The organism is Deinococcus aestuarii (assembly GCF_018863415.1).
GTDB classification, from domain to species: Bacteria; Deinococcota; Deinococci; order Deinococcales; family Deinococcaceae; genus Deinococcus; species Deinococcus aestuarii.
Map to the genome: position 1 here is coordinate 436,050 of NZ_JAHKSN010000002.1, position 25,396 is coordinate 461,445.

The 25,396-nt window shown below is 71.6% G+C and carries 26 protein-coding genes; 16 read left to right on the forward strand and 10 right to left on the reverse strand.

Annotated elements, in window-relative coordinates; genetic code table 11:
• Window positions 1-105: 105 nt before the first annotated feature.
• Window positions 106-1,302, reverse strand: coding sequence for a class I SAM-dependent methyltransferase (locus IC605_RS05305; protein WP_216320321.1), 1,197 nt, complete (start codon window positions 1,300-1,302; stop codon window positions 106-108).
• Between the two features lie 444 nt (window positions 1,303-1,746).
• Here IC605_RS05305 and IC605_RS05310 point away from each other — a divergent pair, with 444 nt between their 5' ends.
• From IC605_RS05310 to IC605_RS05320, 3 genes are all read left to right on the forward strand, one after another.
• Window positions 1,747-2,871 carry a ScyD/ScyE family protein gene (locus IC605_RS05310; RefSeq protein ID WP_216319967.1) on the forward strand — a complete coding sequence of 375 codons (1,125 nt, stop codon included), beginning with the start codon at window positions 1,747-1,749 and terminating at the stop codon, window positions 2,869-2,871.
• A gap of 40 nt (window positions 2,872-2,911) precedes the next feature.
• Window positions 2,912-3,574, forward strand: a complete 663-nt coding sequence (locus IC605_RS05315; RefSeq protein WP_216319970.1) for a ribonuclease HII — start codon at window positions 2,912-2,914, stop codon at window positions 3,572-3,574.
• A gap of 169 nt (window positions 3,575-3,743) precedes the next feature.
• Window positions 3,744-3,959 carry a hypothetical protein gene (locus tag IC605_RS05320; RefSeq protein ID WP_216319973.1) on the forward strand — a complete coding sequence of 72 codons (216 nt, stop codon included), beginning with the start codon at window positions 3,744-3,746 and terminating at the stop codon, window positions 3,957-3,959.
• Window positions 3,960-3,998: 39 nt separating this feature from the next.
• Here IC605_RS05320 and IC605_RS05325 read toward each other — a convergent pair whose 3' ends face one another.
• Window positions 3,999-4,820 (reverse strand): GNAT family N-acetyltransferase, encoded by an 822-nt coding sequence (locus IC605_RS05325; protein WP_216319976.1) that lies wholly within the window; start codon window positions 4,818-4,820, stop codon window positions 3,999-4,001.
• Window positions 4,821-5,188: 368 nt separating this feature from the next.
• Here IC605_RS05325 and lepA point away from each other — a divergent pair, with 368 nt between their 5' ends.
• A complete protein-coding gene (gene lepA / locus IC605_RS05330; protein WP_216319980.1) occupies window positions 5,189-6,976 on the forward strand; it encodes a translation elongation factor 4 in 1,788 nt (595 codons plus the stop codon).
• Between the two features lie 79 nt (window positions 6,977-7,055).
• On the opposite strand, the gene IC605_RS05335 is transcribed toward lepA, so the two are convergent.
• Complete coding sequence (locus IC605_RS05335) at window positions 7,056-7,805, reverse strand: metallophosphoesterase family protein (protein ID WP_216319984.1); 750 nt, start codon at window positions 7,803-7,805, stop codon at window positions 7,056-7,058.
• 133 nt (window positions 7,806-7,938) lie between these two features.
• Here IC605_RS05335 and IC605_RS05340 point away from each other — a divergent pair, with 133 nt between their 5' ends.
• The 3 genes from IC605_RS05340 (at window position 7,939) to IC605_RS05350 (ending at window position 10,714) form a co-directional block, all read left to right on the forward strand.
• On the forward strand, window positions 7,939-8,895 hold the full coding sequence (locus IC605_RS05340) for an MBL fold metallo-hydrolase (protein WP_216319986.1): 957 nt from the start codon (window positions 7,939-7,941) through the stop codon (window positions 8,893-8,895).
• A 158-nt stretch (window positions 8,896-9,053) separates the two neighbouring features.
• Entirely contained in the window at window positions 9,054-10,133 is a 1,080-nt protein-coding gene (locus IC605_RS05345; protein WP_343216511.1) for a sensor histidine kinase, read from the forward strand.
• Window positions 10,130-10,714, forward strand: a complete 585-nt coding sequence (locus IC605_RS05350) for a response regulator transcription factor (RefSeq protein ID WP_102127721.1) — start codon at window positions 10,130-10,132, stop codon at window positions 10,712-10,714. The genes IC605_RS05345 and IC605_RS05350 overlap by 4 nt, the downstream gene beginning before the upstream one ends.
• Window positions 10,715-10,838: 124 nt before the next feature.
• Here IC605_RS05350 and IC605_RS05355 read toward each other — a convergent pair whose 3' ends face one another.
• Window positions 10,839-11,909, reverse strand: a complete 1,071-nt coding sequence (locus IC605_RS05355; RefSeq protein WP_216319987.1) for a hypothetical protein — start codon at window positions 11,907-11,909, stop codon at window positions 10,839-10,841.
• Between the two features lie 166 nt (window positions 11,910-12,075).
• Between IC605_RS05355 and IC605_RS05360 the strand changes: the two genes are divergently transcribed.
• From IC605_RS05360 to ftsZ, 9 genes are all read left to right on the forward strand, one after another.
• Window positions 12,076-13,242: a pyridoxal phosphate-dependent aminotransferase gene (locus IC605_RS05360; RefSeq protein WP_216319989.1), complete on the forward strand. Its 1,167-nt coding sequence runs from the start codon at window positions 12,076-12,078 to the stop codon at window positions 13,240-13,242.
• 43 nt (window positions 13,243-13,285) lie between these two features.
• Window positions 13,286-14,035: an AIM24 family protein gene (locus IC605_RS05365; RefSeq protein WP_216319991.1), complete on the forward strand. Its 750-nt coding sequence runs from the start codon at window positions 13,286-13,288 to the stop codon at window positions 14,033-14,035.
• A gap of 240 nt (window positions 14,036-14,275) precedes the next feature.
• Window positions 14,276-14,428 carry a hypothetical protein gene (locus IC605_RS05370; protein ID WP_216319994.1) on the forward strand — a complete coding sequence of 51 codons (153 nt, stop codon included), beginning with the start codon at window positions 14,276-14,278 and terminating at the stop codon, window positions 14,426-14,428.
• Between the two features lie 82 nt (window positions 14,429-14,510).
• Entirely contained in the window at window positions 14,511-15,599 is a 1,089-nt protein-coding gene (gene murG / locus IC605_RS05375; RefSeq protein ID WP_216319995.1) for an undecaprenyldiphospho-muramoylpentapeptide beta-N-acetylglucosaminyltransferase, read from the forward strand.
• 52 nt (window positions 15,600-15,651) lie between these two features.
• Window positions 15,652-17,058 carry a UDP-N-acetylmuramate--L-alanine ligase gene (murC, locus tag IC605_RS05380; protein ID WP_216319998.1) on the forward strand — a complete coding sequence of 469 codons (1,407 nt, stop codon included), beginning with the start codon at window positions 15,652-15,654 and terminating at the stop codon, window positions 17,056-17,058.
• Window positions 17,055-17,936: a UDP-N-acetylmuramate dehydrogenase gene (locus IC605_RS05385; RefSeq protein ID WP_216320001.1), complete on the forward strand. Its 882-nt coding sequence runs from the start codon at window positions 17,055-17,057 to the stop codon at window positions 17,934-17,936. Before murC ends, IC605_RS05385 begins: the two co-directional genes overlap by 4 nt.
• Before the next feature lie 49 nt (window positions 17,937-17,985).
• On the forward strand, window positions 17,986-18,726 hold the full coding sequence (locus IC605_RS05390; protein WP_343216512.1) for a cell division protein FtsQ/DivIB: 741 nt from the start codon (window positions 17,986-17,988) through the stop codon (window positions 18,724-18,726).
• Window positions 18,723-20,081, forward strand: coding sequence for a cell division protein FtsA (ftsA, locus tag IC605_RS05395; protein WP_216320004.1), 1,359 nt, complete (start codon window positions 18,723-18,725; stop codon window positions 20,079-20,081). Before IC605_RS05390 ends, ftsA begins: the two co-directional genes overlap by 4 nt.
• Window positions 20,082-20,217: 136 nt before the next feature.
• Complete coding sequence (gene ftsZ / locus IC605_RS05400) at window positions 20,218-21,309, forward strand: cell division protein FtsZ (protein WP_216320330.1); 1,092 nt, start codon at window positions 20,218-20,220, stop codon at window positions 21,307-21,309.
• A gap of 67 nt (window positions 21,310-21,376) precedes the next feature.
• On the opposite strand, the gene IC605_RS05405 is transcribed toward ftsZ, so the two are convergent.
• The 6 genes from IC605_RS05405 to IC605_RS05430 form a co-directional block, all read right to left on the reverse strand.
• Window positions 21,377-21,664 (reverse strand): DUF1905 domain-containing protein, encoded by a 288-nt coding sequence (locus IC605_RS05405; RefSeq protein WP_216320007.1) that lies wholly within the window; start codon window positions 21,662-21,664, stop codon window positions 21,377-21,379.
• Between the two features lie 121 nt (window positions 21,665-21,785).
• The gene (locus tag IC605_RS05410) at window positions 21,786-22,655 is read right to left on the reverse strand and encodes a hypothetical protein (protein WP_216320009.1); all 870 of its coding nucleotides are present in this window, start codon (window positions 22,653-22,655) and stop codon (window positions 21,786-21,788) included.
• A gap of 52 nt (window positions 22,656-22,707) precedes the next feature.
• Entirely contained in the window at window positions 22,708-23,721 is a 1,014-nt protein-coding gene (gene pfkA / locus IC605_RS05415) for a 6-phosphofructokinase (RefSeq protein WP_216320011.1), read from the reverse strand.
• Window positions 23,722-23,759: 38 nt separating this feature from the next.
• Entirely contained in the window at window positions 23,760-24,602 is an 843-nt protein-coding gene (gene rsmI / locus IC605_RS05420; RefSeq protein ID WP_216320012.1) for a 16S rRNA (cytidine(1402)-2'-O)-methyltransferase, read from the reverse strand.
• Window positions 24,603-24,686: 84 nt separating this feature from the next.
• A complete protein-coding gene (locus IC605_RS05425; protein WP_216320014.1) occupies window positions 24,687-24,917 on the reverse strand; it encodes a hypothetical protein in 231 nt (76 codons plus the stop codon).
• Complete coding sequence (locus IC605_RS05430; protein ID WP_216320016.1) at window positions 24,914-25,342, reverse strand: hypothetical protein; 429 nt, start codon at window positions 25,340-25,342, stop codon at window positions 24,914-24,916. The genes IC605_RS05425 and IC605_RS05430 overlap by 4 nt, the downstream gene beginning before the upstream one ends.
• Window positions 25,343-25,396 lie beyond the last annotated feature (54 nt).

Genomic DNA, 25,396 nt, shown 5'->3' on the forward strand with positions numbered 1-25,396 from the left:
GCCGGAACGCGTCAGTCTAGCAAAGACCCTTTGCGAATTCGGACCTGCCTCACCTTCCCGCAGGCAGGGAGAGAGGTACGCGAGAACCCCGGCGAGGGTTCCCGCCTACCCCGCCCGCGTGGCCTGGAGGACCTTGAAGCCCCCCTCCCGCGCGAGTTCGCGCACCTCGCCCAGCGCCCGCAGCGGCGGCTCGTAGGGCAGCGGCTCGTTGGCGACGAGGACGAGGGTCCCGCCCGGGTTCAACCGGCGCCCGGCGGCGGCGATGAACTCCCGCGCCACGTCGAGCACCACGCCGCGCCCGACGTGGAAGGGCGGGTTGGTGAGCACCACGTCGAAGGTGCGCTCCCCGAGTTCGGCGTCCACGTCGCTGTGGATCACCTCGCCGGGGAGGCCGTTCTCCGCGAGGGTCGCCGCCGCGCTGCGCACGCTCTGGAGGTCGCCGTCCACGAGCGTGACCTCCGCCCCCCGCGAGGCCGCCCACGCCCCGATCAACCCGGTGCCGCAGCCCAGGTCGAGCACCCGTTTCCCGGCGAGGTCAAGGCCCCCCAGCGCCCCGAGGAGGATCGCGGTCGCCTTGTCGGGCCGCCCCGCGCTGAAGACGCCCGGCAGGCCAATCACCCGCACGCCGAACGCCTCGTACCGTTCGGGGTCGGGAAGAGCGGGCGTGGGGCCGGGCCGCCGCACGAGGCGGGCGACGCGCATCCCCTCGTCGCGGGCAATCGTCTCCCCCGTGCCGAAGGCCGTGCCCGCCGCGCGCACGTAGCGGTCGTAGCCCTTGTCGCGGTCCCCGGCGAGGTAGAGGGTGCCGCCGGGCGGGGTGCAGGCGTGCGCCCAGGCGACCTGCGCGAGCGCGTAGGCGTTGCCCCGGTCCCCCGCGAGGACGAGGGCCACCGTCTTCGCCCGCTCCGGCCAGCGTTCCCTGAGGTTGTCCCCCGGCACGGCGGCCACAGGGTCGAGGCCCGCCGCCCGCAAGGCCGCCAGCGCCGGGGCCGAGCCCTCCACCGCGCGCAGGGTCACGCCCGGGAGGGAGGCGAGGAGGCCCCCCATCGCCGTGAGGTCGAGCACGTCGCCGCGCACCCGGCCTTTGCGCATCGCCCACGCCAGGAGCGCCTGGGCCGCGTCCACCTCGGGCCACCCGCGCACCCCCGGCTTGGTGAGGGCGCGCAGGCCCTCCAGCCGCCCCGGGAGGAGCGCGGGCCGCACGTCGGCGTACGCCCCGGCCTCCCCCTGGGGGGGGAATGCCCGGTCCCCCGCGCCCGCCGGACGCTGGAACCTGATCTTCTGCCGCTTGCCGCCCGTCACCTTGGCACCGTCACGCCCCACCGTCTATCACAGGCCGGGGAGCCGGGGCCCACCCGGCCAGCCCCCACCCGGTCAGGTCCATGAAGGCGTCCTGACGCAACCCCCATGTGAACGGAGCGGGCAGCCCCTACCGTAAGGCTGTCTCACAACTCAACCGACCGGGTGAAGTCGGCGCTGGCGCCCCGCTCCAAAGGCGGGGCTTAACCCTGCCTCTCCCCCGCCCCGCCGGACAAAACCAGCGCAGGAGGGACCCAGCCGGGAAGCCGAACAGGGCCCCGCCCACGCCAACGCTCGCGGCGGGGGCCTCTCCCCGCGAACGCCGGACGCCGCCCGCGTTGACTTGGGGGGCACGGGAAGTCAGAATTTTTGCACGCTGCCGGGTCGCGGGAACGGCTCTTCCTGGTCGGCGGGCGACCCTGCCCGCTGCGGGAAATGGAGGCTCGTATGCGTTCAGCTTCAGCCCGAAGGCTCTTCGCCCCCTCGTCGCTCGCGGCCCTGGTCCTGGCGGGGCTGCTCGTGGGGTGTACCCGGGAACGCGCCGCGCAGACGCCGCCGAGGCTGGTGGCGAGCGGCCTGAACGGGCCGCAGGGAGTGTACGTCGCGGGGGACGGCAGCGTGTGGGTCACCGACGACGGCCTGGGCGGCGCCATCACCTTCACGGCGGTGGGGCCCGGGGGTCCGGCGCAGGGCAATTACGGCGACTCGGCGCGGGTGGTGCGGGTGACCCCGGACGGCACCCAGAGCGTCGTGACCTCCACCCCGTCGGTGTTCGTGCCCGGCATCGGCCCGACGGGGGGCGGCAAGATCGCCGTGATCGGGTCAAGCGTCTACATCGGAAGCGGGGTCTGGAACGCGGCCTTCTCCGTCGGGCGTCCGGACAAGGTGGCCGCGGTGCTGCGGGTCGGTGAGAGCGGGGCGCAGGAGGTCGCCAACATCTTCGCCTTCGAGGCGGCCACCAACCCCGACGGAGTGGCCCCCGAGCAGGGCGGCCTCGACACCCACCCCTACGGCCTGACGGCGGGCCCGGACGGCCAGCTCTACGTGGCCGACGCGGGGGCCAATGCCGTGTTCAGGGTCGATCCGGCGTCGGGCGCGGTGAGCCTCGTCGCCTCGCTCGCGGGGCTCACGGGCACGGGCGCGCAGTCGGTGCCGACCGGGGTGACGTTCGGCAATGACGGCAGCCTCTATGTCTCGCTGCTCAGCGGCGGGCCCTTCCCCTCGGGCGCGGCGCGGGTCGTGAAGGTCTCGGGCGGCGCGGCGAGCGACTTCGCCACCGGGATGACCATGCTCACCGACGTGGAGCGCGGGCCAGACGGCCACCTCTACGCGGTGTCCTTCGGACGCTTCGACGCCTCTGCGGGCGGCAACCCCTTCGTCGCCAACGCGGGTTCGGTGATTCGGCTGAAGGCGAACGGCGACAAGGAGACCGTGTTAAGCGGCCTGAACTACCCCACATCCATCGCGTTCAACCCGGACGGGGACGCCTTCGTGGCCGAGAACGGGGTCGGGGCCCCGGGCAGCGGGCGGGTGATGCGCTACACCGGCCTGACCCGCTACACCCCCCAGTAACTCCGGTCGGGCCAGCGGGGTCCGGTGCTAGCCTGCCCCCATGCCCGCCCCCGGCGTCACCCCCGACTGGTCCTTCGAGCGTGAGCACTGGCGCCGGGGACACTTCCGCGTCGCCGGGGTGGACGAGGCCGGGCGCGGCGCGTGGGCGGGTCCCGTCACGGTCGCGGCGGTGATCTTGCCCGCCACGGCGACCGAGCTGCCCTTCCGTGACAGCAAGCAACTTCGCGCGCCTGAGCGAACGGCCCTGGCGGCGGAGGTCCGGCGGGTGGCCCTCGCCTGGGCCGTCGAGCACGCCTGGCCGGAGGAGATCGACCGGCTGAACATCCTGGGCGCGACCCACGCCGCTGCCGGGCGGGCCCTCGCCCGGCTCGACCCGCCGCCCCAGGCCCTGATCACCGACTATCTGCGGCTGAGCACCCCCCTCCCCCTGCTGTGGCCTCCCCGCGCCGACGCCCTGAGCCTCACGGTCGCGGCGGCGAGCCTCCTCGCCAAGACGGAGCGGGACGCGCTGATGGCCGGGCTGGACACCGAGTACCCCGGCTACGGGTTCGCCGGGCACAAGGGGTACGGCGCCCCCGCCCACCGCGCCGCGCTGGATCGGCTGGGGGTGAGCCCGCTGCACCGCCGCAGCTTCGCGCCGGTTGCCCGGCGGCTGGGCACAGGGGGAGCTCTCTTCGGCCCGGGCGGCGACCGTTCCCCTTGAGCGGGCCTTTAGCCACGCCGCGGCTACGGTGAGTTGTCTCACATCCCGCAGAATTGAGCCTTCCCACATTCCACAGTGAGCTCATCCACGCGAAAGGGCCGCCGTGCGCCGGGCCGGAGGTCTTTCGCGCATGTCCCGCCGGGGACGTGAGTGGCAAAGGAGACGCGCCATGCAAAACCGCAACCTCGCCAACCTGCTGACCCTCGCCGGACTCGCCTCGATCCTGGGGTCCATCACCATCTGGTTTACCCAGGGCGGGCAGGGCACCACCCACGAGGAACGCTCCCACGGCGAACGCTTCGGCATTTTCGTGGGCCTGTGGGCACCGACCTTTTTCATCCTCGCCAACCGCTACCACACGGCGGCGCTCGAAGAAGGCCGCTGAGATGATCCCCGGTCCCGCCTCCAAGTGGGGGCGGGCTTTTCACGGCCGGGCAGGCGGCCGCTCCAGACCGAGCTGCACATGAGCCCGGCGAAACCCCACCCGCTCGTAGAGCCGCTGCGCGTGGGACTCGGGGTCGGCGACGATCACGAGGGTCCGGGCGGCAAGGGATTCCCGCGCCCACTCCCCCGCGAAATGGACGAGGTTCCCGGCCAGCCCCCGGCTCCGCGCCCCCGGGTGCGTCTCGACGTTCTGGTAACGGGCGACTCCCTCCCCCGCGTCATACACGCCGAGGCCCGCGAGCAGCCGTCCGTCCTCGAAGGCGCCGAAATACGCGCCGTGTCCGGCCTCCCCGGCAGCGCGCAGGGCGGCGAGCTTGCGTCCGGCAAAGACCCGGTAACTCGCCCCCTCGTGCGGTTGAGCGTCGGCGGCGTTGACGGCGAGGCGCAGGTCGAGCGCGGCTTCCCAGTCGGCATCCGAGGTGAGGGGGCAGAGGGTGACGCCGGGCGGGAGTGGGCGGTGTGGGGTGGTCTCCGAGGCGGTCAGGACGGTGTTTTTCCCAAGGGTGAAGCCCGCCGCCACGAACTCGGAGGCGGCGCGGTCATCCAGAGTTCCGTCGGTCGTGTCCACGCCGAAGGTCACGTGCCGGGCGTGCGGGTGCGCCTCCTTGAAGCGGGCGAGCCACGTGTCCAGGCTGCCGGGCTGGGGCGGCGCATCGAGAAGCAGGAAGTTCCCCCACCAGAAGGTCGGGTTGCCGGGCGTGCGGACGATGGTGTAGCCGTCCGCCTCCTCGAGCTGCGACCCCTCCAGCCGCAGGAGGGCGAGGTCGGTGTGGTAACCGAGCGAGCGGAGAGGTCGGGTCATGGGCGAACTGTAGCCGTCACCCGGCCTGTTCACGACTCCAGCCCAGATTCCGAGATGTCGAGTTCGAGAAACCGCGGATGGCGAGCCTCACCCTCGCTCACTTCGTCGGCGCTCAGCTTCAAACCACGAGGGATGAGCGGCCTTTCCAAGAGAAAGCGTGACCCTATCGCCCGATAGTTCCACGGAATCAGGCGCGTGGGAAGCTCGAGCAAGGTGTTATCCAGCGTCCCGCCCGTAGCGCTCGTAGACCAGCTTCGTGTACCCGTTCAGGTGAAACAGGACGCGAACGGGCTCCCGCATGATTTCCAAAATTCCCCTCCCGCGCCCCGTCCTATTTCCCCCTTCCACCCCCCGCTACACTGCTTGGCGTGAACGTTCGGAACTTCTCCATCATCGCCCACGTGGACCACGGCAAGTCCACGCTCGCCGACCGCATCCTGGAGCGGCTGGGCGCGATGGGCGAGCGCGACAAGCGCGACCAGACGCTCGACACGCTCGAACTGGAGCGCGAGCGCGGCATCACCATCAAATCGACGCCCGTGCGCCTGACCTACAAGCGAGAGAACGGCGAGGACTACACTTTCAACCTGATCGACACGCCGGGTCACGTGGACTTCAACTACGAGGTCTCCCGCTCGCTCGCCGCGTGCGAGGGCGTGCTCCTGCTCGTGGACGCCTCGCAGGGGGTGGAGGCGCAGACCATCGTCAACGCTTACCTGGCGATTGACAACAACCTGGAGATCGTCCCGGTCGTCAACAAGATCGACCTCCCCGCCGCCGACCCCCAGGGCGCCGCGCAGGAACTGGAGGACGTGATCGGCATTCCCGCTGAGGACGCGGTGTTCGCCTCCGGCAAGACCGGGCAGGGGGTGGACGAGATTCTGGAGGCGATTGTCGAGCGCATCCCGGCCCCTCCCGGTGACCCGCAGGCCCCCCTCAAGGCCCTGATCTTCGACTCCTTCTACGACGCCTACCAGGGCGTGATCCTGTTCGTGCGGGTGCTGGAGGGGACCCTTGCCCCGAAACAGCCCATCATGCTCTTCAACTCGGGCAAGACCTTCGACGTGGACAAGGTGGGCACCTTCACGCCGGGGCTGGTGGTCGGCGAGTCGCTCCCGGCGGGCGCGGTGGGCTGGGTCGCGGCGGGCATCAAGGACATCCACGACGCGCAGGTGGGCGACACGATCACCCAGAAGGACCGCCCCACCCGCGAGCCCTTCCCCGGCTTCAAGCCCGCGCAGCCGGTGGTGTTCTCGGGCCTCTACCCCACCGACACCGAGGACTACCGCCGCCTGCGGGACGCGCTGGACAAGCTCAAGCTCAACGACGCGGCCTTCTCCTTCGAGCCCGAGACCTCGGAGGCGCTGGGCTTCGGCTTCCGCTGCGGCTTCCTGGGCCTCCTCCACGCCGAGATCATCCAGGAGCGGCTGGAGCGCGAGTACGACCTCGACCTGATCGCCACCGCGCCCGCCGTGGTGTACCGGGTGACGCTGACGAACGGCACCGTCTTCGAGACGCAGAACCCCGCCGAGTTCCCCACCCGCGACCGCATCACGACCGTCGAGGAGCCCTACATCAAGCTCTCGGTGATGCTCCCCGAGGAGTACGTCGGCCCGGTGATGCAGCTCCTGCAAGAGCGCCGGGGTTCGATGGTCACCATGAACTACGTCGGCAAGCGGGTGGAGCTGATCTACGAGGTTCCTTTCGCCGAAATCCTCTACGACTTCCACGACCGCCTCAAGTCCATCTCGCGCGGCTACGCCTCCATGGACTACGAGCAGATCGGCTACCGCGAGGGCGAGCTGCGCAAGGTGGACATCCTCGTGAACAACGAGGTGGTGGATGCGCTGGCCGTCATCGTCCACGAGGACAAGGCGTACTCGCTGGGGCGCAAGATCGTGGACAAGATGGCGGAGGTGATCCCCCGGCAGATGTTCCCGGTGCCCGTGCAGGCGACCATCGGCGGCAAGATCATCGCCCGGGCGACGGTGAAGGCGTACCGCAAGGACGTGCTCGCCAAGTGCTACGGCGGCGACATCACCCGCAAGAAGAAGCTGCTCGAAAAGCAGAAGAAGGGCCGCGCCCGCATGAAGCAGATCGGCACGGTGGAGGTGCCGCAGGAGGCCTTCCTGGCGGTGCTGAGCACGGAGGAGTGAGGAGGAGAAGGCCTGGAGCCCCGGCGAGAGCTGGGGCTTTTTCGTTGGGCCGGAACCCCTCGCGCGGCGACCGGGACGGTCAGGGTTCCCCCAGCCCGGCCCGGCCGGTGCAGAGCGCGTACGCCACGTCGGGCCGCCCGTTCGCCTGCCCCTCCCGCGCGGCGGCGTCCCAGTCGTACACGACCCGCCGGTGCTCGACGTGCCAGGAGCCGCTGGCATCGTCCACGACGGCGTAGCGGGCGTGCGGCGTGCCCGCCTCCATGCGGTGGGCAAAGGGAACGTCGTCGGCGTAGGCGGGGAGCCCGACGCTTCCGGGATTCACGACCAGCCTGCCCCCGGGGAGGGCGGCGCTCCGGGGCAGGTGGGTGTGGCCGCACAGGACGAGCGTGGCCGGGGTCAGACCCAGGCGGGCCTCGACCTCGCCGACCGTGGCGGCCCGGGCGCCTGTTTTCTCCACGGTGTCCAACAGGGAGGCGAGGTCGCTGTGGGGGGTGTCGTGGACGAGCAGCACGCCCCCCGGCAGGCCCAGGGTCCCGGGCAGGGAGGCGAGCCAGGCGCGGGCCCCGGCGGTGATCGTCTCGTGGGCGTGCCGGTCGGAGGGACCCATCCGCTCCGGGGGCGTGGTGAGGAGCTGGCGCTCGTGGTTGCCCCGCACGGTGGGAAAGCCCAGCGGCCCCAGGCGTTCGGCCGTCCCGCGCGGTTGCAGGGCCCCCGAAACGACGTCGCCCAGATTCACCGTGAGGTCGACGTGCTGCCCGGCGACGTCCGCCAGAACGGCGTCGAGCGCCCGCAGGTTGCCGTGGATGTCCGCCAGAACCGCGATTCTCACCCGACCAGCTTAGGGCGGACGGGAGCGGGGCGGGCGTTAAGTCTCCATGAGTCCGCCTGCCGCCCACCGCCGCTCCCGAGTCCATACCGTAGGCGTGAACCTTCCCGAACCTCCCCGCCGAAAGGACGCCCCCATGACGCACACCCCTGCCCTCGACGCCATCCGCCCCCCCGCTCCCCCCGTCTCGACCTTCGGCGGCACCCAGGTCCTGCGCCCGGACGTGGTGCGCGTGCGGCTGCCGATGGTCAACGTCTACCTGCTGGGCCAGCCCGGGGAGCCGTGGGTGCTCGTGGACGCCGGAATGGTGGGCACCGCCGGGATGATCCGCGCGGCGGCCCAGCGGCACCACGGGGGGCGGGCGCCGGGGGCGATCCTCCTGACCCACGGCCACCTCGACCACATCGGGGCGCTGCACGAGCTGCTGCGCGAGTGGCAGGTCCCCGTTTACGCGCACCCGCTGGAGCTGCCCCACGTCACGGGCGAGCACCCCTACCCCTTCCCCGACCCCACGGTCGGCGGCGTGATGAGTGCGCTCTCCCCGGCCTTCGTGCCTGGCCCCTTCGACTTCCGGCCCCGCGTGCACCCTCTTCCGGGGGACGGCTCGGTGCCGGGCCTCCCCGGCTGGCGTTGGCTGCACACGCCGGGGCATACGACCGGGCACGTGTCGCTGTGGCGGGAGAACGACCGCTCGCTGATCGTGGGCGACGCCTTCGTGACGACCAAGCAGGAGACGGTGACGGGGGCGCTGGCCTCGCGGCCCACCCTCGTCCACGGCCCGCCCGCGTACTACACGCCGAACTGGGACGCGGCGCGCGACTCGGTGCGGACGCTCGCCAACCTCGACCCCGACCTCGCCGCGACCGGGCACGGGCACCCGATGTTCGGGCCGGAGATGGCGACCGAGCTCCACCGCCTCGCCCGCAACTTCGACGAGGCGGTGCGGCCGGTGCGCGGCTGGTACCTCGACCACCCGGTGCCCATCGCCCAGCCGGGGGGCGCGGCTTCGGCCCCAGACTCGCGCGGAAGGCTGCTGACGTACGCGCTGGCGGGGGTGGGGCTGGTGCTGGTGCTGCGGCGTCTGGGTCGCTGAGACGGGGCCCGGGGAAGGACGCGGCCCACCTGGCGCCACGTCCTTCCCCGGGCCCCCTCCCCCCGTCAGGGGCAGAGGGTGGAGGGGGTTGACAGGCGGGCACCTGACCACCCGGTCCGTGAGGGTTCTGTCAGAGTTCACTCCCTACACTCCGGGACGTGAGCCCAGGTGAGCTTTCCGCCGGACTGCCCCTGACCGCCCCCGCGCGGTCCCAGGGCACCCTGCGCGCCCAGTTCACGCTGGTGATCTTCCTGCTGGCGTTCCTGCCGAATCTGGTGCTCACCCTGGGCGCGCGGCCCGACCTGCCCTCTGCCACGCTCCTCGCCTGGATGGGGCTCGTCGCCGCCCCGTGCGGGCTGGTGGGCTACCTGCTGAGCGGCGCCCTGCTGCGCCCGCTGAGCCGCCTGGAGGCGGAGGTGCAGCGCGGCGACTTCGCCCAGCCCCACCGCGACGACCCCGCCGAGATTCGCGCGCTCCGGGACGCCTTTGCCGAGTTGCTGGAGCGGCTGGGCACCGAGCGCGACCGCCGGAACGCCTTCATGGCGACTCTCGTCCACGACCTCAAGACACCCCTGATCGCCACCGGGCACCTCACCCGCACCCTCACCGAGCACCCCCTCCCCGACGCCGAGCGGCGCGAGGTGGGCGATCTCCTCCTCGCCGAGAACGCGCGCCTGCTCGCCCTCGTCGGGCAGATGGCGGACGCCCACCGCTTCGAGCGCGAGGACGTGCGGGTGCAGACCCGGCCCACCGAGTTGCGCCCGGTGCTCGACGGGGTGGCCCGCCGCCTGGAGGAGCGGGCACGGTCGCGCGGCCTGTGCCTCACCGTCAGCGGGACGGGCACGGCCCACGCCGACCCGGCGGCCCTGGAACGCGCCGTCACCAACCTCGCCGACAACGCCCTGCGCTACGCCCGCTCCCGGGTGGCACTCGCCGTCACGCCCGCCGGAGTCGAGGTCCGCGACGACGGCCCCGGCCTGGGCGCACCGCTCACCGAACTCGCCCAGCCCTTTAACGCGCAGCCCGTCACCATCGCCGGGCAGCAGTACACCGCCGGGACCGCCGGGCTGGGCCTGTTCATCGCCCGCCGGGTGGCGGAGGCGCACGGCGGCTCCCTCACCTACGACCGCGCCCCCCTCTCCCCCACCGACCCTCCCGAGCGTGACCCCTCCGGTCACGACGCACCCGCCGCCGTCCACACGACCTTCACCCTGCACCTGCCGGAGGTAACGCCATGAGACTCGTGATTGCCGATGACCACCCTCTCTTCCGCATGGGCCTGAAGTACGCGCTGCTGCACCAGGGCTTCGACGTGGTGGCGGAAGCCGCCGACGGCCTGCGCGCGCTGGAGGCCTGCCGCACGTGGCAGCCTGACGCGGCCCTGCTCGACGTGAAGATGCCCGGCATGACCGGCATCGAGGTCTGCGACCGGTTGCGCCAGACCAACCCGGGTGTCGTCAGCGTCCTGATCACCACCTTCGCCGAGCCCGCCATCGTGCAGGCCGCCCGCGCCGCCGGGGCCCGCGGCTACGTCAGCAAGGAATCCGACCCCGAGAGCCTCGCCCGGCAACTGCGCGACATCGTGGCCCACCCCGAGGTGGACCGCCTCCCCCATGTGGACGTGCCGCGCCTGACCCCCCGCGAGTCGGACGTGCTGCCGCTGCTCGCCCAGGGCTACAGCAACAAGGAGATCGCCAAGAACCTGCGGGTGAGCCCCGATACCATCAAAGACCACCTCGCCCGCCTGTACGCCAAGCTCGAAGCCCGCGACCGCACCGAGGCGGTGAGCCGGGCGCGCAGCATCGGGCTGCTGCATTGAGGGGACGGGAAGGTCAGCGGACGGGGGTGGCGAGGGGGGCCGCCCCCTTCGCTGTGGGAGGGCGTCGGCGCAGGCGGGTCCTCACGGGGGGTGAGCGGGCGCGGCCCCGTGGCCCCGCCCGCCCTCAATGCTGGCCCAGCAGCCGTTTGCCGTGCCGGACGAGCCGCCGGGTCAGGCGCAGGCGCCGCGCGTAGGCCTGCGCCGGGCCGCTGCGCCACAGCGCCGCGTACAGCGCCCGCCTGACCCAGCGCCGCAGCCTCCCGCGCTCCAGGCTTCCGGAGCTGGGCCGGACGGCGCGGGGCGATGCGCCCTCCGGCCCCCCCAGGATGTGCAGGGCCGCCAGGAAATCGCGCGCGAAGTGCTCGTACAGCGCCGCGCGGTCCTGGCCGCCGAGCGGGCCCGCGGCGACGTAGGGGTTGGTGTTGATCTCGTACACCTGCACGCGCCCCCCCACCACGCCGTAATCGACGCGCCCGTAGTCGATGCAGGCCAGGTCGAACACCTCGCGGAGCTGCGCCTCGTAGGGGTTGTCGCGCAAGAAGCGCGTCTCCTCGGCCACCGTCTGCCCGTCCACCACCAGACCACCGCCGATGCCGCGCACCTCCCAGTGTCGGCCGAAAAAGATATCCGTCGGGACGATGCGCTCGCCCACCCGGAAGGCGGCGTACCTGCGATACAGGCCGCGCTCGTCGCGCTCGCCGCAGAACTCGGTCACCACCGTATCCCCCAGGCCCTGGCCCCGGGCCCGCCAGGCGCACAGGAACTGCCTCAGCGCCCCCTCGTCGGGCAGCAGGTCAGAGGCCGTGGCGTTGTGACCGCGCTCGCCGCGCACGAACACCGGGAAGCGGCGCGGGAGCCGCCCCTCGTCCAGACGGTAGACGTCGAACTCGTTGAGGCCGTGCTCGTGCAGGGCGCGCAGCAACTCGAAGCGCTGTTTGACCCGGGAGGGATCGTTGAGCAGCCGCACGCCCGGCCCCCAGGACGCGAGCTGACGCCACAGCCGCGCCGCCCGGTCCAGGTCCTCGCCGGAGAGCCGCTCCAGGTCCGCGAAGATGTACGTGCCCTGCGGCAGCCTGCGGGCGCCGAACAGCGTGGAGTAGGGGACCGGCACCAGCTCGGGCGCGAGGGCGGCGCCGCGTCCGGACAGGAAGTCTTCCAGGCACAGGTGCTCGGAGGTCGTCAGCAGATAGATCATGTCCTCAAAGTAGAGTTTTTCACGTCACCCCCCTCGCAGGAGGCGTCGCACTCTCCGGCCTCCGTTCGGGTGCCGCCCCCGATCTTTCGGGGGGGACTCCGGGCCGCGACCGCTCCGGCTAGCCCGCGCTTCCCGCCTCCCCGGGGGACCCCTGTACCCTCTGCTCATGCCCACCTCCCCCTTCCGGCTCTCCCAGCGGGCCCTGAGCCTCAAGCCCTCCTCCACGGTGGCGGTCTCGTCCCGGGCGCTGGAGCTGCGCCGCTCGGGCGTGGACGTGATCTCCATGAGCGTGGGCGAGCCCGACTTCGACACGCCGCCGCACGTCAAGGCCGCCGCCGTGCGCGCCATCGGGGAGGGGAAGACGAAGTACACCGCCGTGAACGGGGTGGCCGAACTGCGCGAGGCGATCAGCGCCAAGTTCGCCCGCGAGAACGGCCTGACCCACGCGCCGGGCGCCGTGACCGTCACGAGCGGGGGCAAGCAGGCCCTCTTCAACGCCTTTTTCGCGCTGCTGAACCCCGGGGACGAGGTGCTGATCCCCGCCCCCTACTGGGTGAGCTATCCGGAGATGGTCGCGCTCACCGGCGCCGTGCCCGTGGCCGTGCCCACCACGCCGGAGTCCGGCTTCGTGCTCGACCCGGGGGAGGTGGAGGCGCGCGTGACGCCCCGCACCCGCATGATCGTCCTGAACAGCCCCGGCAACCCGACGGGCGCGGTCTTCCCGCCGGACGTGCTGGAGGCGGTCGCCCGCATCGCTCAGAAACACGACCTCGTGATCGTGACGGACGAGATGTACGAGCACCTCGTCTACGACGCCGAACAGGTCAGCATCGGGCGGTACGCGCCGGAGCACACCCTGACGGTGAACGGGGCGAGCAAGGCGTACGCGATGACGGGCTGGCGCATCGGGTACGCGGGCGGGCCGGAGGGCGTCATCACGGCGATGAACGCCTTCCAGTCGCAGAGCACGAGCAACGCGAGCAGCGTCTCGCAGTACGCCGCCCTCGCCGCGCTGACTGAATACGAGGAGACGGCGCGCTTCATCGAGATGGCCCGCAACGCCTACCGGGAACGGCGGGACCGGATCGTCGCCGGGCTGAACGAACTGGGCCTGCCGACCCCCACCCCGCAGGGCGCCTTCTACGTGATGGCGGACACGACCCGCATCCACCCCGACGAGTTGGAGGCCGCCCGCATCCTGCTCGACGACGCGCGGGTGGCGGTGGTGCCGGGGACCGACTTCGCCGCGCCGGGGCAGGTGCGGCTGAGCTACGCGACGGGCCTGGAGCAGATCGAGGAGGTGCTGCGCCGGATCGGCGGGGTGGTGGGCTGAGGCACACGGGAACCAACCCCCCCGGTGCCCCGTACCCTGGGGCATGACCAATCCTGAAGGCAGCTACAGCCTCCGCGACTTCCTCGCCCAGACCGCCGAGCGCGACAACCCCGGCGACGTCTTCGAGCTGGAGTCGAGCAAGATGCTCGAAGTCAAGGTCAATGGGCGCATCTGGAGCAAACTCGGCGCGATGGTGGCCTACAAGGGCAACCTCAACTTCAAGCGCGAGGGCAGCCTGGAGGGCGGGTTGATGAAGGCCCTCAAGCGCGCGGTGAGCCAGGAGATGAGTCCCCTCGCCAAGATCGAGGGCCGGGGCGTCGCCTACCTCGCCGACCAGGGCAAGGAGATCACGATCCTGCGGCTCTCCGGTGACAGCCTGAACGTGAACGGCAACGACCTCCTCGCCTTCGAGGACTCCGTGAACTATGACATCACCATGCAGCGCCGGGCGGCGGGCATGGCGGCGGGCGGGCTATTCAGCGTGCGGCTCCAGGGCAGCGGCCTCGTCGCCATCCTCAGCCACGGCAAGCCGCTGACCCTGCGGGTGACGCAGAGCGAGCCGATCTTCACCGACCCCAACGCCACGGTCGCCTGGAGCGGCAACCTCCAGCCCCAGTTGCGGATGGACGCCTCCTTGCGCTCCATGTTCGGGCGCGGCGGCGGCGAGACGTACCAGATGGTCTTCCAGGGGGACGGCTTCGTGGTCGTGCAGCCCTACGAGGAGTTCGAGCAGGGCCTGGGCGGCGGCGAGAGCGGGGGCGGGTCCCGCAGCCTGGGCGACCTGTTCGACTGAAGCTGTCAGCCCTGAGTGGTGAGCCGTCAGCCGGGTGCTGGCGGCTTTTTCTTGCCCTCCTCTCGTGCACGCCGGGAGCGGCCGGGATGGGCCGACCTCCAGATGAGGGCTGAGGAAGTTGAGCGGTGGCTGGCCGACACCGGGCGTCGCCTGCGAGAACACGGCACCCAGGTTGAGTTCGTTCAAAGAGACACAGCGAGCATGGACCCGGCTGTGGTGTTGACCCTGGAATCAGGAGCCGTGACAGCGACCATCAGCCTCTGGTCTTCTTTGCAGGGAGCCGAACGCCATGCCCCCTCCGTGGAAAGCGGGGAAGACCTCTGGCTCGACCGGGTGAAAGTTGACGGCGACGACTTCCCCGAAAAGGTCTCGCCCATCCTGTCGCTCCTCTAAACCCAGGTCAGCCAACCGAGGGGGAGGGTGGCGGGTCAGGCATCCAGCGCCCGACCCCCTTGCAGGCTCTACACTCCCCCGGATGAGTCTGGTCGTCATGGCAACGGGAGGCACGGGGGGCCACATCTACCCGGCGGTCGCCACCGCGCGCGAGCTGATGGGGCGCGGGCACGAGGCGCTGATCCTCGGGCAGCGGGGCGGGATGGAGGAACGGGTGGCGCGCGAGCAGGGCCTCGCCTTTCAGGGGGTAGAGGCCGGGAAGCTCGCCCGCAGCGGGCAGGGTCGCCCCGATCCGCGCGAACTCCTGCGGGCCGCGCGGGGGCTGGGAGAGGCGCGCTCCTTCCTGCGGGAGCAGCGGCCCGGCGCCGTCGTGGGCTTCGGCGGCTTCGCCAGCCTGCCCGGCGTGCTGGGGGCGCAGAGCCTGGGCCTGCCGACTGTCCTCCACGAGCAGAACGCCCGGCTGGGCCTGACCCAGCGGCTCGCGGCGGGGCGGGCGCGGGCGGTGGGCACCGCTTACCCGCGCGTGATCGGCCTTTCCGGGCACAAGGCCACCCTCGTCGGAATGCCCGTGCGGGAGGAACGGCTGCCCCGCTCGGAGGCGCTGGCGCGATTGGGATTGCAAGACGGTCCGCTGACGATCCTGGTGATGGGCGGTTCGCAGGGGTCGCTGGCCCTGAACGGCGCGGTGCCCGACACGCTGCGGCACGTCCTGGGGATGGAGGGGCTGCTGCCGGAGGGAGCCGCCGTGCAGGTGATCCACTCCACCGGGCCGCGCTGGCTCTCGGACGTGGTGCCGCGCGTGCGCGACCTGCCGTGGTATCAGCCGGTGGGCTTCGTGGACGCGGTGGCGGCGTGGTCGGCGGCGGACCTGGCGATCACGCGGGCGGGAACGGGGACGCTGGCGGAGGCGGCCTTCCACGGGGTGCCGCTCGTGATGGTGCCGCTGCCCGAGTCGGCGGAGAATCACCAGCTTCACAACGCGCTCAGCGTGCAGGAGGCGGGGGCGGGGCGGGTGGTCGAACAGCCGAGGGTGGAGGAGGCGCTGGGCGGGGCGGTGCTAGAGTGTGCCTCGCCAGGCAAGCGCGCCACGATGCGGGACGCGGCCCTCGCGCGCTCCCCGGCGGGCGCGGCGGGACGCTTCGCCGACCTCGTGGAGCGGTTTTTGCATTGAAACCGAGTGCTCTGGTTTTCTAACGTTGTGATGCCCCTTCCGGACCCTCACCATGACTGACCTCCCTCCCTTCCCCTCCCCCGCGTCCGCCCCACAGTCCTCCTCTCCACCCCACTATCACCTGATGGGGATCGGCGGCATCGGCGTGAGCGCCTTCGCGCGGCTCCTCTCGGCCCGCGGCGTGCGGGTCAGCGGGTGCGACGTGGCCTCCTCCGACCTCACCGAGCAACTGGAACGGGAGGGCATCCCGGTCGCGGTCGGGCACGACCCGTCCCACGTGAGGGGGGTGGACGTGCTGATCGCGTCGGAGGCGGTGCCCAAGGACCACCCCGAACTCGCGGCGGCGCGGGCGGCGCGGGTGGAGGTGCGGCCCCGCATGAGCCTGCTGGACGAACTGCTGCGGGCGGGGCCCTCGGTCGGCGTGGTGGGCACCCACGGCAAGACGACCACGACCTCGATGATCGCCGTCGCCATGCAGGGGGCGGGGCTCGACCCGGCGGCCTTCGTGGGCGGCATCGTGCCCGAGTTCGGCAGCAACGCGCGGGTGGGTACGGGGCCCTTCGTCGCCGAGGTGGACGAATCCGACCGCTCTTTCGGTGAACTCGTCTGCGAGACCGTCGTGTTCACCAACGCCGAGGACGACCATGTGGGCGGCAACCAGGCGACCTACTGGGAGACAGTCGAGGAGCAGCACGCGGCCTTCGCGCGATTTGTGAGCCATGCCAGGCGGGTGCTGTACTGCGCCGACTGGCCGGGGCTGGAGGGGCTGTGTGCCGGGGCGGATGAGCGGCTGAGCTACGGGCAGGCGGAGGGCGCCGATTACCGCGCCGTAGGACTCCGACCGGATGCGGAGGGAACGACCTTCACCGTGGAGTACCAGGGCGAGGTGCTGGGCGAGGCGCGGGTGTCGCTGCCCGGCACCCACAACGTCCTCAACGCCCTCGCCGCACTCGCCGTGACCCACCTGTACGGCGGCGATTTCAAGAAGGCGGCGGAGGCTCTGGCGGCCTTCCGGGGACCGGGGCGGCGCTGGCAGCGGATCGGGCAGCTCAACGGAGCGCTGGTCATCGACGACTACGCGCACAACGCCACCAAGGTCGCGGCGGCGGTGCAGGCCGCGAGGCAGACCGGGCGGCGGGTGCGGGTGATCTTCCAGCCCCACCGGTACCTCCGCACCCAGCAGTCCTGGCCCCGCCTCGCCGACGCGCTGATGGACGCCGACGAGGTGCTGATCCTCGACATCGCGGCGGCGTCCGAGCCCCCCATCCCCGGCATCCACGCCACCCTCGTCAGCGAGCGGATGGCGCGGGGCGGGCACGGCGGCGTGCGCTACCTCCCCGACCGCGCCGAGGTCGTGCGCTACCTGCGGGAGACGGCCTCGGGCGGGGACGTCATCGTGACGATGGGCGCGGGGGACGTGTGGAAACTCTCGCGCGAGCTGGCCGGGGTGGGGGCGTGACGCTCACCCGGCCCAGCCGCACGGGCGCCCGCGTCGAGAGGTTGCCCCTCGCCCGCTTCACGACCCTGGGGGTGGGCGGCGAGGCCGAGGTGTGGTTCGTCTCGGACCACGACCAGCTCGCCGAAGCGATGGAGGCCCCTTACCGCATCCTGGGCGGCGGCAGCAACCTCGTGGTCGCGGACGAGGGCGTACCCGAGCGGGTCATCCGCCTGACGGGTCCCTTCGCCGAGGCGGACTTGACGCCCGACCCCGAGTTGAGCCAGGGCGAAACCGTCGTCACGGGCTGGGTCGGCGGCGGCGTGCCCCTCCCCGGCCTGATCCGCAAGCTGCAAAAGCTCGGCCTCTCCAACCTGGAGGGCACCGTCGGCATCCCCGCCCAGGTCGGCGGCGCCGTGTGGATGAACGCGGGCACCCGCTACGGCGAGACCTTCGACGGGCTGCACACCCTGGAGATCGTGACGCCGGGGGGCACGCGGCAGGTCACGCCGGACGACCTCACCTGGGGCTACCGCACGAGCGGCATCCCGAGGAACCACATCGTGACGCGGGTGAGGCTGGGGTTGCGCCGCAGCACGCCGGAAGAGGTGCTCGCGCGGATGGAGTTCGCCGACCAGGCGCGCAAGGGCCAGCCCAAGATGAAGACGCCGGGCTGCGCCTTCAAGAACCCGGGCGGCGTCTCGGCGGGCAGGCTGATCGACGAGGCGGGGCTCAAGGGAGAGCGGATCGGCAACGCGATGATCGCGCCCGAGCACGCCAACTTCATCGTGAACCTGGGGGGGGCGAGCTGCGCCGACGTTCACGCGCTGCTGCACCTGATCCGCGAGCGGGTCGGCCTTCCGCTGGAGCTGGAGTACGAACTGTGGCCGGAGCGGGGGTGAATCCGGAGTCCCGGAGACGGCGGGCGCGCGGCGGTGGCAGGATAGGGCCGTGATCGACTCCGAACCCCGCCTCCTCAACCGCCGGGTACCCCAGGACCCCCCGCCGGAACCCGCCTCCCCACCTCCCGCCGGGGAGGTTGCCCCTGTCTCCGCCTTCGGGGCGCGGGAGCGGGCCCGCCGCCAACGACTGCTGTGGGTCAGCCTCGCCCTCGTGCTGGTGGTGGGCGCCCTGGTCGGCTTATGGTTCGCCCTGCCCATTCGCACGGTGACCGTCGGCGGCAACGCCCGGCTCAGCGAGGCGCGGGTGCGGGACCTCGCGGGCTTGACCCCCGGTTTCTCCTGGGCGTACTACGGGGCGTGGCGGGCGCGGGCCCTGGGAGAGAATCCCTGGGTGCAGTCGGCGCAGGTCACCCGCCGCTTCCCGGACACGGTGGCGATCTCCGTCACGGAGCGTGTCCCCTTCGCCCGCTGGCGCAGGCCGGACGGGGAGGTGGTGGCCGTGGCCGAGGACGGGACGGTGCTGCCCGGGGCCGGAGACGTCTCGCGGCTTCCTCTGCTGGGAGGGTGGGGACCCGACCGGCTGGGGGACGCCCTGTTCGTCGCCCGGTCGCTGGGGCGTTACAATGTTCAGTCGGTTGCCTACACGCCCTCCGGCGTCACGGCCAAAACCGCACGCGGAACGGTGTGGAGCGGCGACCTCAAGACTCTGCTGAACTACGCCGGGGCCCTGACACAGTTTCCCGGCAAGCAAATCCACATCTATCCCTGGGGGGTGAGCGTCCAGAAATGAAGGACAACCCGATTATCGTGGGGCTGGACATCGGCACCACCAAAATCACCACCGTCATCGGCGAGGTCGCCCCGAACGGCACCGTGGACATCATCGGCGAGGGCAGCGTCGCCAGCGAGGGCATGAAGCGCGGCGCGGTCGTCAACCTCGAGCGGGCCACCCACGCGATCCGCCAGTCGGTGCAGATCGCCGAGCGGGTCAGCGGCGTGCGGGTGGGCAGCGTCTTCGTGTCCGTCGCCGGGAACCACGCCAAGGCGATCACCAGCCACGGCCTCGCCGCCATCCGCCGCAATCAGGAGATCACCCAGGCCGACGTGGACCGCGCCATCGAGAACGCTCGCGCGGTGCCCCTCGACCCCAACCTCGAGATCCTGCATACCCTGCCGCAGGAGTACGTCGTGGACGGCCAGGAGGGCATCAAGAGCCCGGTCGGGATGCACGGGGTGCGGCTGGAGGTGGACGTGCACATCGTCGCCGGGACTGCCGGGCCGCTGCTGAACCTGCGGCGCTGCGTGCAGGAGGCGGGGGTCCGGGTCGAGGGCTTCGTCCTTCAGGCGCTCGCCTCGGGCCTCGCCACGCTGGAGGCCGCCGAGCAGGCGAACACGGTCATCGTGATCGACCTGGGCGGCGGCACGACGGACGTGAGCGTCTTCAAGCGCGGCAACCTCGCCCACTCGTCGTGCATCCCCATCGGGGGCGAGCACGTGACCGCCGACCTCGCACAGATTCTCAAGCTGCCCACCGAGGAGGCCGAGAACGTCAAGCGCAAGTACGGGGCCGCTATCCCCGAACTCGCCGACCCCGACCTGACGCTGGAGATCACCACCTCCACGGGGGGGACGCACGCGATCAGCGCCTTCGAGCTGTCGAGGATCATCAAGCCGCGCCTCGCCGAGATCTTCGGCATGGTCCGCGACGAGATCGACCAGGCGCTCGGGCCGGTGGAACTCGTGGCGCAGGGGGTGGTGCTCACGGGCGGCGCCTCGTTGCTGCGGGGCACGACCGAACTCGCCCGCGACCGCTTCCGGCTGCCGGTGCGGCAGGGGCGCCCGCGCGGCATCGGCGGGCTCACCGACATCGTGAGCGGCCCGGCGCACTCGGCGGGGGTGGGGCTGGTGCTGTACGGGATCGGGCAGGACGGCAAGGTGCCGACCTCCGTCTTTCAGGAGGAGCCCAAGCCGGCGGCGCCCACGCCTCCCGCACCGAATAAAGGCCCCAAGGCCGGGGACGAGGTGGTCTCCACCACGGTCGTCACCCCGGCCCCGCCCAAGAAGGAGAAAGCGGAGAAAGCCAAGCCCAAGGAGGGCGCGAGCCTGATGGACCGGCTGCGCAACGTCTTCAAAGACTGGATGTGACGCCCCTCTCGGGGTCCCGGCCCGGTTCCGCCTTCCCCGCCCAAGCTCGGCGGCGGGCAGGCCGGGCGGGGCTGCGTTACACTACGGCGCGTGAAAGCGGCACCCGGGAGGGGAGGGCCGCAGCTAAGGAGACATGATGCAAGCGGCCAGAATTCGGGTGATTGGCTTGGGCGGGGCGGGCAACAACGCCGTGAACCGCATGATCGAATCGGGACTCGAGGGTGTCGAGTTCATCGCGGGCAATACCGACGCGCAGGTGCTCGCCAAGAGCCACGCGGAGGTCCGCATCCAGCTCGGCGACCGCCTGACGCGGGGCCTGGGCGCCGGGGCCGACCCCGACGTGGGCGAGAAGGCGGCCATCGAGGACCGCGAGCGGATCAAGGAGTACCTCGACGGCACCGACATGCTCTTCATCACGGCGGGGATGGGCGGCGGCACCGGCACCGGCAGCGCCCCCGTCGTCGCCGAGATCGCCCGCGAGATGGGCATCCTCACGGTCGCCATCGTGACGCGCCCCTTCAAGTTCGAGGGACCCAAGCGGCTGCGGGTGGCGGAGGACGGCATCGGCAAGCTCTCGGAGCGGGTCGACGGCATGATCGTGGTGAACAACGAAAAATTGCTCACCGCCGTGGACAAGAAGGTGTCCTTCCGCGAGGCCTTCCTGATCGCCGACCGGGTGCTGTACTACGGCGTCAAGGGCATCAGCGACGTGATCAACGTCGAGGGGATGATCAACCTCGACTTCGCCGACGTGCGCAACCTCCTCGCCAACTCGGGCACGGTGCTGATGGGCATCGGGGCCGGGCGCGGGGAGAAGGTCTCGGAGGAGGCCGCGATGAGCGCGATCCACTCGCCGCTGCTGGAGCGCGGCATCGAGGGCGCCCGCCGCATCCTGGTGAACGTCACGGGCGGCTACGACCTGAGCATGACCGACGCCAACGAGATCGTCGAGAAGATCCGGCAGGCCACCGGCTTCGAGGACCCCGACATCCTCTTCGGCATCACGCCCGACGAGGCGGCGGGGGACGAGGTGCGGGTCACGGTCATCGCCACCGGCTTCAACGAGGCGCCCTTCCCGGCGGGCCTGGGCCTGGGCACGGGGGCCGGTGCCGGGCGCGGCACGAGCATCGACACCATCGTGCGGCCCGTGCGCGGCCAGGCGGCGAGCAGCTACGACCCCAAGGACTACGACATCCCCGCCTTCCTGCGGAACGTCGGGCGGGACTGAGCGAGGGGGAAGGGAGAAGGGGGCCGGGGCCGGGATGCCTGCGGCCCCTTCTCTTCTTTTGGGGAGGTCAGACCCCGACCCGCAGGCACACCCGCACCTCGGCGCCCTCCTCCAGACGTTCGGCCCGGCGAACACTCGCCTTGACGGGTACGAGGTAGCGGCCCTCCTTGGGAAACAGGGAGGTCCTGTACTCGGTTTCGCCGATGCGGACCTGGGCGGGAATCATGCCCCAGCCGTAGGTCACGAACTTCGAGGCGGTCTGCAAGACTCTGCACTCCCGCACCGGGACGGCGACGAAGTACCAGGGAGCAGGTCCCGCCCAGTGCCAGAGTTCGCCGCTGAATTCGAGGTTCATGGCCCTCCCCTCCCCCTCCGAGCGTAGGCGCTGTTGGCGTCAGGACATGACGTGTTTGACCCATCGTGAGATACCCGGTCTTAGGTACTCGGCGTCCTCGCGCAGCCAGGCAAGAGGAACGTCACGGGCTGCGCGCGATGGCTGCACGAATGACCCGCCCCGACGGTCCGAAGTCCACCCGGATGAAGTCGTACCCGCCTGCCCCGTAGGTCCAGGTGGGCAGGCGGTCCAAGTCCGCGCGGGTGCCGGGCTCGTTGGGGCTGCCGTACTGGACGTACACCTGCTCTCGCGTCCAGCCGACCAGCACCCGCTCCCGCGCGTCCGGGCCGCCAGGCAGGGTTGGAGGGCGGGCGGGGCGGGACAGCGACAGGTGACGGTCCACGTCGGCGGCATTCACGTACAGGGCGGGAAAGGTAGTGCAGCGGGCCGGAATCTGCGCCCGGGCCTGACCCTCGCGGCCCTGGTTTGCACCGCCGTAGGCGAGCGACAAGACTTCCATTCCCTGAGGCCTGCCCAGGACGACCAGGACGGTCTGGTCCTGGCCCCGCACCCGCCACACGTCCTCCACCCGCGCGCCCTTTAGGGTCAGGTCTGCGAGAAAGCCGTCCACGACCTCGCAGGGCACCCGCCACATGCCGAAGGGCCAGACGTCCTTCCCGTTCAGGCGGGCGGCCAGGGCCTTTGTCTCCGCGTCTCGGGTGAGGGGGAAGACGGCCTTGGACGCCAGGTTGCGGCGCGGCAGCCACACCTGCCCGGAGTCACCCGAGAGCTGGTAGGCGGAGGCAGTCCGTGCCGTGACGGTCAGCGGGCGGCCCAGCCAGGGCGCGCGGGGGACAGGCCTTCCCTCCGCATCGGTCAGAAAAGCCACCACCAGCGAGCGGTCCTTCGAAGGAGCCCAGTGAGACAAGAGCACGTGGTCGCCCGGCCTCAGGCTCTCCATGGCAAAGGCGTGTCCCATCAGCAGCGTCCCCAGTGCCAGCATCCATCGCATGGACCAAATCTAGAACCGGGGGCTGACGGGGAGTTGAAACGTTCAGCAGAGTTCAGATGCTCAGCGTCTTCGCGCAGCGGTAGAGGTCGCGGCTCACGTCCTTGCGCTTCTCCCAGGTCTCGTGAAGGGGCGTGTGGGTGATCGCGCCGCCCTGACGGCCCACCATGACGCCTTTTTTGCCGTCCATCAGGGCGTGGACGGCGGCCTCGCCGAGGCGGCTGGCGAGCACCCGGTCGCTGCTGACGGGCGTGCCGCCGCGCTGGATGTGGCCCAGGATGCTGACGCGGGTCTCCAGCCCCGTCCCGGCCTGGATGGCGTCGGCCACCCCCTGCGCGCCGCCCGGGTACCCCTCGGCGACGATGATGATCGAACTCGCCTTGCCCTTGGCGACGCTGGCCTTCACGATCTCGACCACACCGTCCACGGGCTTCTCGTCCTCGGGGATGAAGACCTCCTCGGCGCCCCCGGCGACGGCGACCTCCAGGGCGATGTGCCCGGCGTGGCGACCCATCACCTCGATCACGAAGATACGCTCGTGCGAGGCGCCCGTGTCGCGCAGCTTGTCCACCGCGTCGAGGGCCGTCTCGACCGCCGTGAAGTACCCGATGGTGTGGTCGGTGCCGTACAGGTCGTTGTCGATGGTGCCCGGAATCCCGATCACCGGAATGCCGTGCTCCTCCTGAAGGAAGTGCCCGCCGTGGAAGGAGCCGTCGCCGCCGATCACGACGAGGCCATCCACTCCCCAGTCGCGCAGGTTCTGCGCCCCCTTCGCCCGGCCCTCGGGGCTGCGCCAGGTGCGCGAGCGGGCGGTCAGGAGGATGGTGCCGCCGCGCTGGATGGTGTTCGCCACGTCCCGCGGGCCGATCACGCTGAGGTCCCCCTGGTGCAGGCCGGAAAAGCCCCGCCGCACCCCCACGACCTCGATGCCGTGGTGGGTGGCGGTGCGCACGACCGCGCGGATCGCCGCGTTCATGCCGGGGGCGTCTCCCCCGCTCGTCAGGACGGCGAGGCGGCGGATACCGGCGGGGTTGGGGTGCTCGGTCGGGAGTTCATGCAGTTCGGTCACGGGAAGGCTCCTTGGGGTGGGCCCCTGCGGCGGCGCGGTCACGAGGAGGACGTGACCCGCAGGGCCAGGGCGTAAGCGTCATTCTTACGCAAACCCCGGGCGATGAGCAATTCCCGTATATCTCGGGCGCTTCTCCCCTCGTCGGCCCACCCCCGCGCGAGGGCCGTGGGGTCGGGCACTTCCTCGCCGGGGGCGGCCTCCCCCGCCGGGCGCCCAGCCACCACGACCACGATCTCGCCGCGCACCTCTCCCGAGAAGTGGGCGGCGAGGTCCGCCAGGGTCCCGCGCGCCGTCTCCTCGAAGCGCTTGGAGAGTTCGCGGGTCACGCTGGCCTGCCGCTCGGGGCCGCACGCGCCCGCGAGGTCCCCCAGCGTGTCGGCGAGGCGGTGCGGGCTCTCGTAGAGCACGGTCGTCTCGGCCCGGGCGGCGACGGCGGCGAGGCGTTCACGGCGCTCCCGCCCGGAGCGGGGCAAGAAGCCCTCGAAGGTGAAGCGGGCGCCCGGCAGCCCCGACAGCACCAGCGCGGGCACGAAGGCGGTGGGGCCGGGCAGCACCTCGACCGGGACGCCCGCCGCGACCGCCGCCCGCACGAGTTCGGCGCCCGGATCGCTGATCCCCGGTGTGCCCGCGTCGGTCACGTAGGCGAGGCGGGGGTGTTCCTCCAGCACGGCCGGAGCGCGGTGCATGGTGTGGGCGTCGAGCCGCACGAGGGGACGGCGGATGCCCAGGTGGGTGAGCAGCGCGCCCGTGCGCCGGGTGTCCTCGCACGCCACCGCGTCCGCCCCACGCAGCACCTCCACCGCCCGCAAGGTGATGTCCCCGAGGTTGCCCACCGGGGTCGGCACCAGCCAGACGCGGGAGGAGGGGGACTCGGCGGTCACGGGGGGCCACCGGAAGCGGCCAGCCGCCAGCCACCAGCTCCCAGCCTCTCAGGCTGACGGCTGACGGCTGACGGCTGACCGCTCCTAGTCATTCCCCGTATCATTCACCCCGCCCACCAGGGCCGACTCGGCCACCAGGCCGGGGGTGGGCTTGAGGCGCACGCGCACCTTGCGGGGGCCCTTGAGGGCGCTGGTGATGCGCGCCCTGAGGAGTTCCGCCTCGCCGACGGTGACGGTGACGACCGTGCCCTCCGGCAGCCTGGTTCCGATGAGGACGACCACGCCGTCCTCCACGATGCCCTTGTACGCCCTCATGCTTCTCTCCCCTGCGCCCGACGCTGACGCCGCTCCGCGTTCGACAAGGCTTCTCTGAGCGCCACGATCTCCCCCTCCCTTGCACCCCCGAGCCGCGCGTACCGGTCGATGACCTCCGCCGCCTCCCGCCGCCGGTCGAGGCGCAACAGGACCATGCCGAGGTGTTCTCCCTGCACAAAATACGCCCGGGGATTGTCCGGCTCGGCGGCCACCTGCGCCCGCGCCCGCGCCAGCCGCTCCAGCGTGACCGCGTGGCGCCCCACCTGCCAGCGCACGAGGTACGCCGCGAGTGCGAAGGTCAGGATCGCCCCCAGCGCCGACGTGCTCACGACCTCCGGCACGCCGAGCTGGGCGCCCAGCCGCACGGTGAGCGGAAAGCAGAACGCCAGCACGACGAGCACGGCGAGGGTCGCCGCGTAGTTCAAGGTTCCTCCCCCAGGAGGGGGCAACGCGACCGGAAGCCCATAGCGCCAGTGTAG

Excerpts from the sequence above, each read along its gene's own strand:
- ftsZ (WP_216320330.1), top strand. The coding sequence starts at position 20,218 with ATGCAAGCGGCCAGAATTCGGGTGATTGGCTTGGGCGGGGCGGGCAAC.
- IC605_RS05365 (WP_216319991.1), top strand. The coding sequence starts at position 13,286 with ATGACCAATCCTGAAGGCAGCTACAGCCTCCGCGACTTCCTCGCCCAG.
- IC605_RS05410 (WP_216320009.1), bottom strand. The coding sequence starts at position 22,655 with ATGCGATGGATGCTGGCACTGGGGACGCTGCTGATGGGACACGCCTTT.
- IC605_RS05340 (WP_216319986.1), top strand. The coding sequence starts at position 7,939 with ATGACGCACACCCCTGCCCTCGACGCCATCCGCCCCCCCGCTCCCCCC.
- IC605_RS05425 (WP_216320014.1), bottom strand. The coding sequence starts at position 24,917 with ATGAGGGCGTACAAGGGCATCGTGGAGGACGGCGTGGTCGTCCTCATC.
- IC605_RS05350 (WP_102127721.1), top strand. The coding sequence starts at position 10,130 with ATGAGACTCGTGATTGCCGATGACCACCCTCTCTTCCGCATGGGCCTG.
- IC605_RS05310 (WP_216319967.1), top strand. The coding sequence starts at position 1,747 with ATGCGTTCAGCTTCAGCCCGAAGGCTCTTCGCCCCCTCGTCGCTCGCG.
- IC605_RS05325 (WP_216319976.1), bottom strand. The coding sequence starts at position 4,820 with ATGACCCGACCTCTCCGCTCGCTCGGTTACCACACCGACCTCGCCCTC.
- ftsA (WP_216320004.1), top strand. The coding sequence starts at position 18,723 with ATGAAGGACAACCCGATTATCGTGGGGCTGGACATCGGCACCACCAAA.
- IC605_RS05355 (WP_216319987.1), bottom strand. The coding sequence starts at position 11,909 with ATGATCTATCTGCTGACGACCTCCGAGCACCTGTGCCTGGAAGACTTC.
- murC (WP_216319998.1), top strand. The coding sequence starts at position 15,652 with ATGACTGACCTCCCTCCCTTCCCCTCCCCCGCGTCCGCCCCACAGTCC.
- IC605_RS05360 (WP_216319989.1), top strand. The coding sequence starts at position 12,076 with ATGCCCACCTCCCCCTTCCGGCTCTCCCAGCGGGCCCTGAGCCTCAAG.
- IC605_RS05315 (WP_216319970.1), top strand. The coding sequence starts at position 2,912 with ATGCCCGCCCCCGGCGTCACCCCCGACTGGTCCTTCGAGCGTGAGCAC.
- murG (WP_216319995.1), top strand. The coding sequence starts at position 14,511 with ATGAGTCTGGTCGTCATGGCAACGGGAGGCACGGGGGGCCACATCTAC.
- IC605_RS05320 (WP_216319973.1), top strand. The coding sequence starts at position 3,744 with ATGCAAAACCGCAACCTCGCCAACCTGCTGACCCTCGCCGGACTCGCC.
- IC605_RS05405 (WP_216320007.1), bottom strand. The coding sequence starts at position 21,664 with ATGAACCTCGAATTCAGCGGCGAACTCTGGCACTGGGCGGGACCTGCT.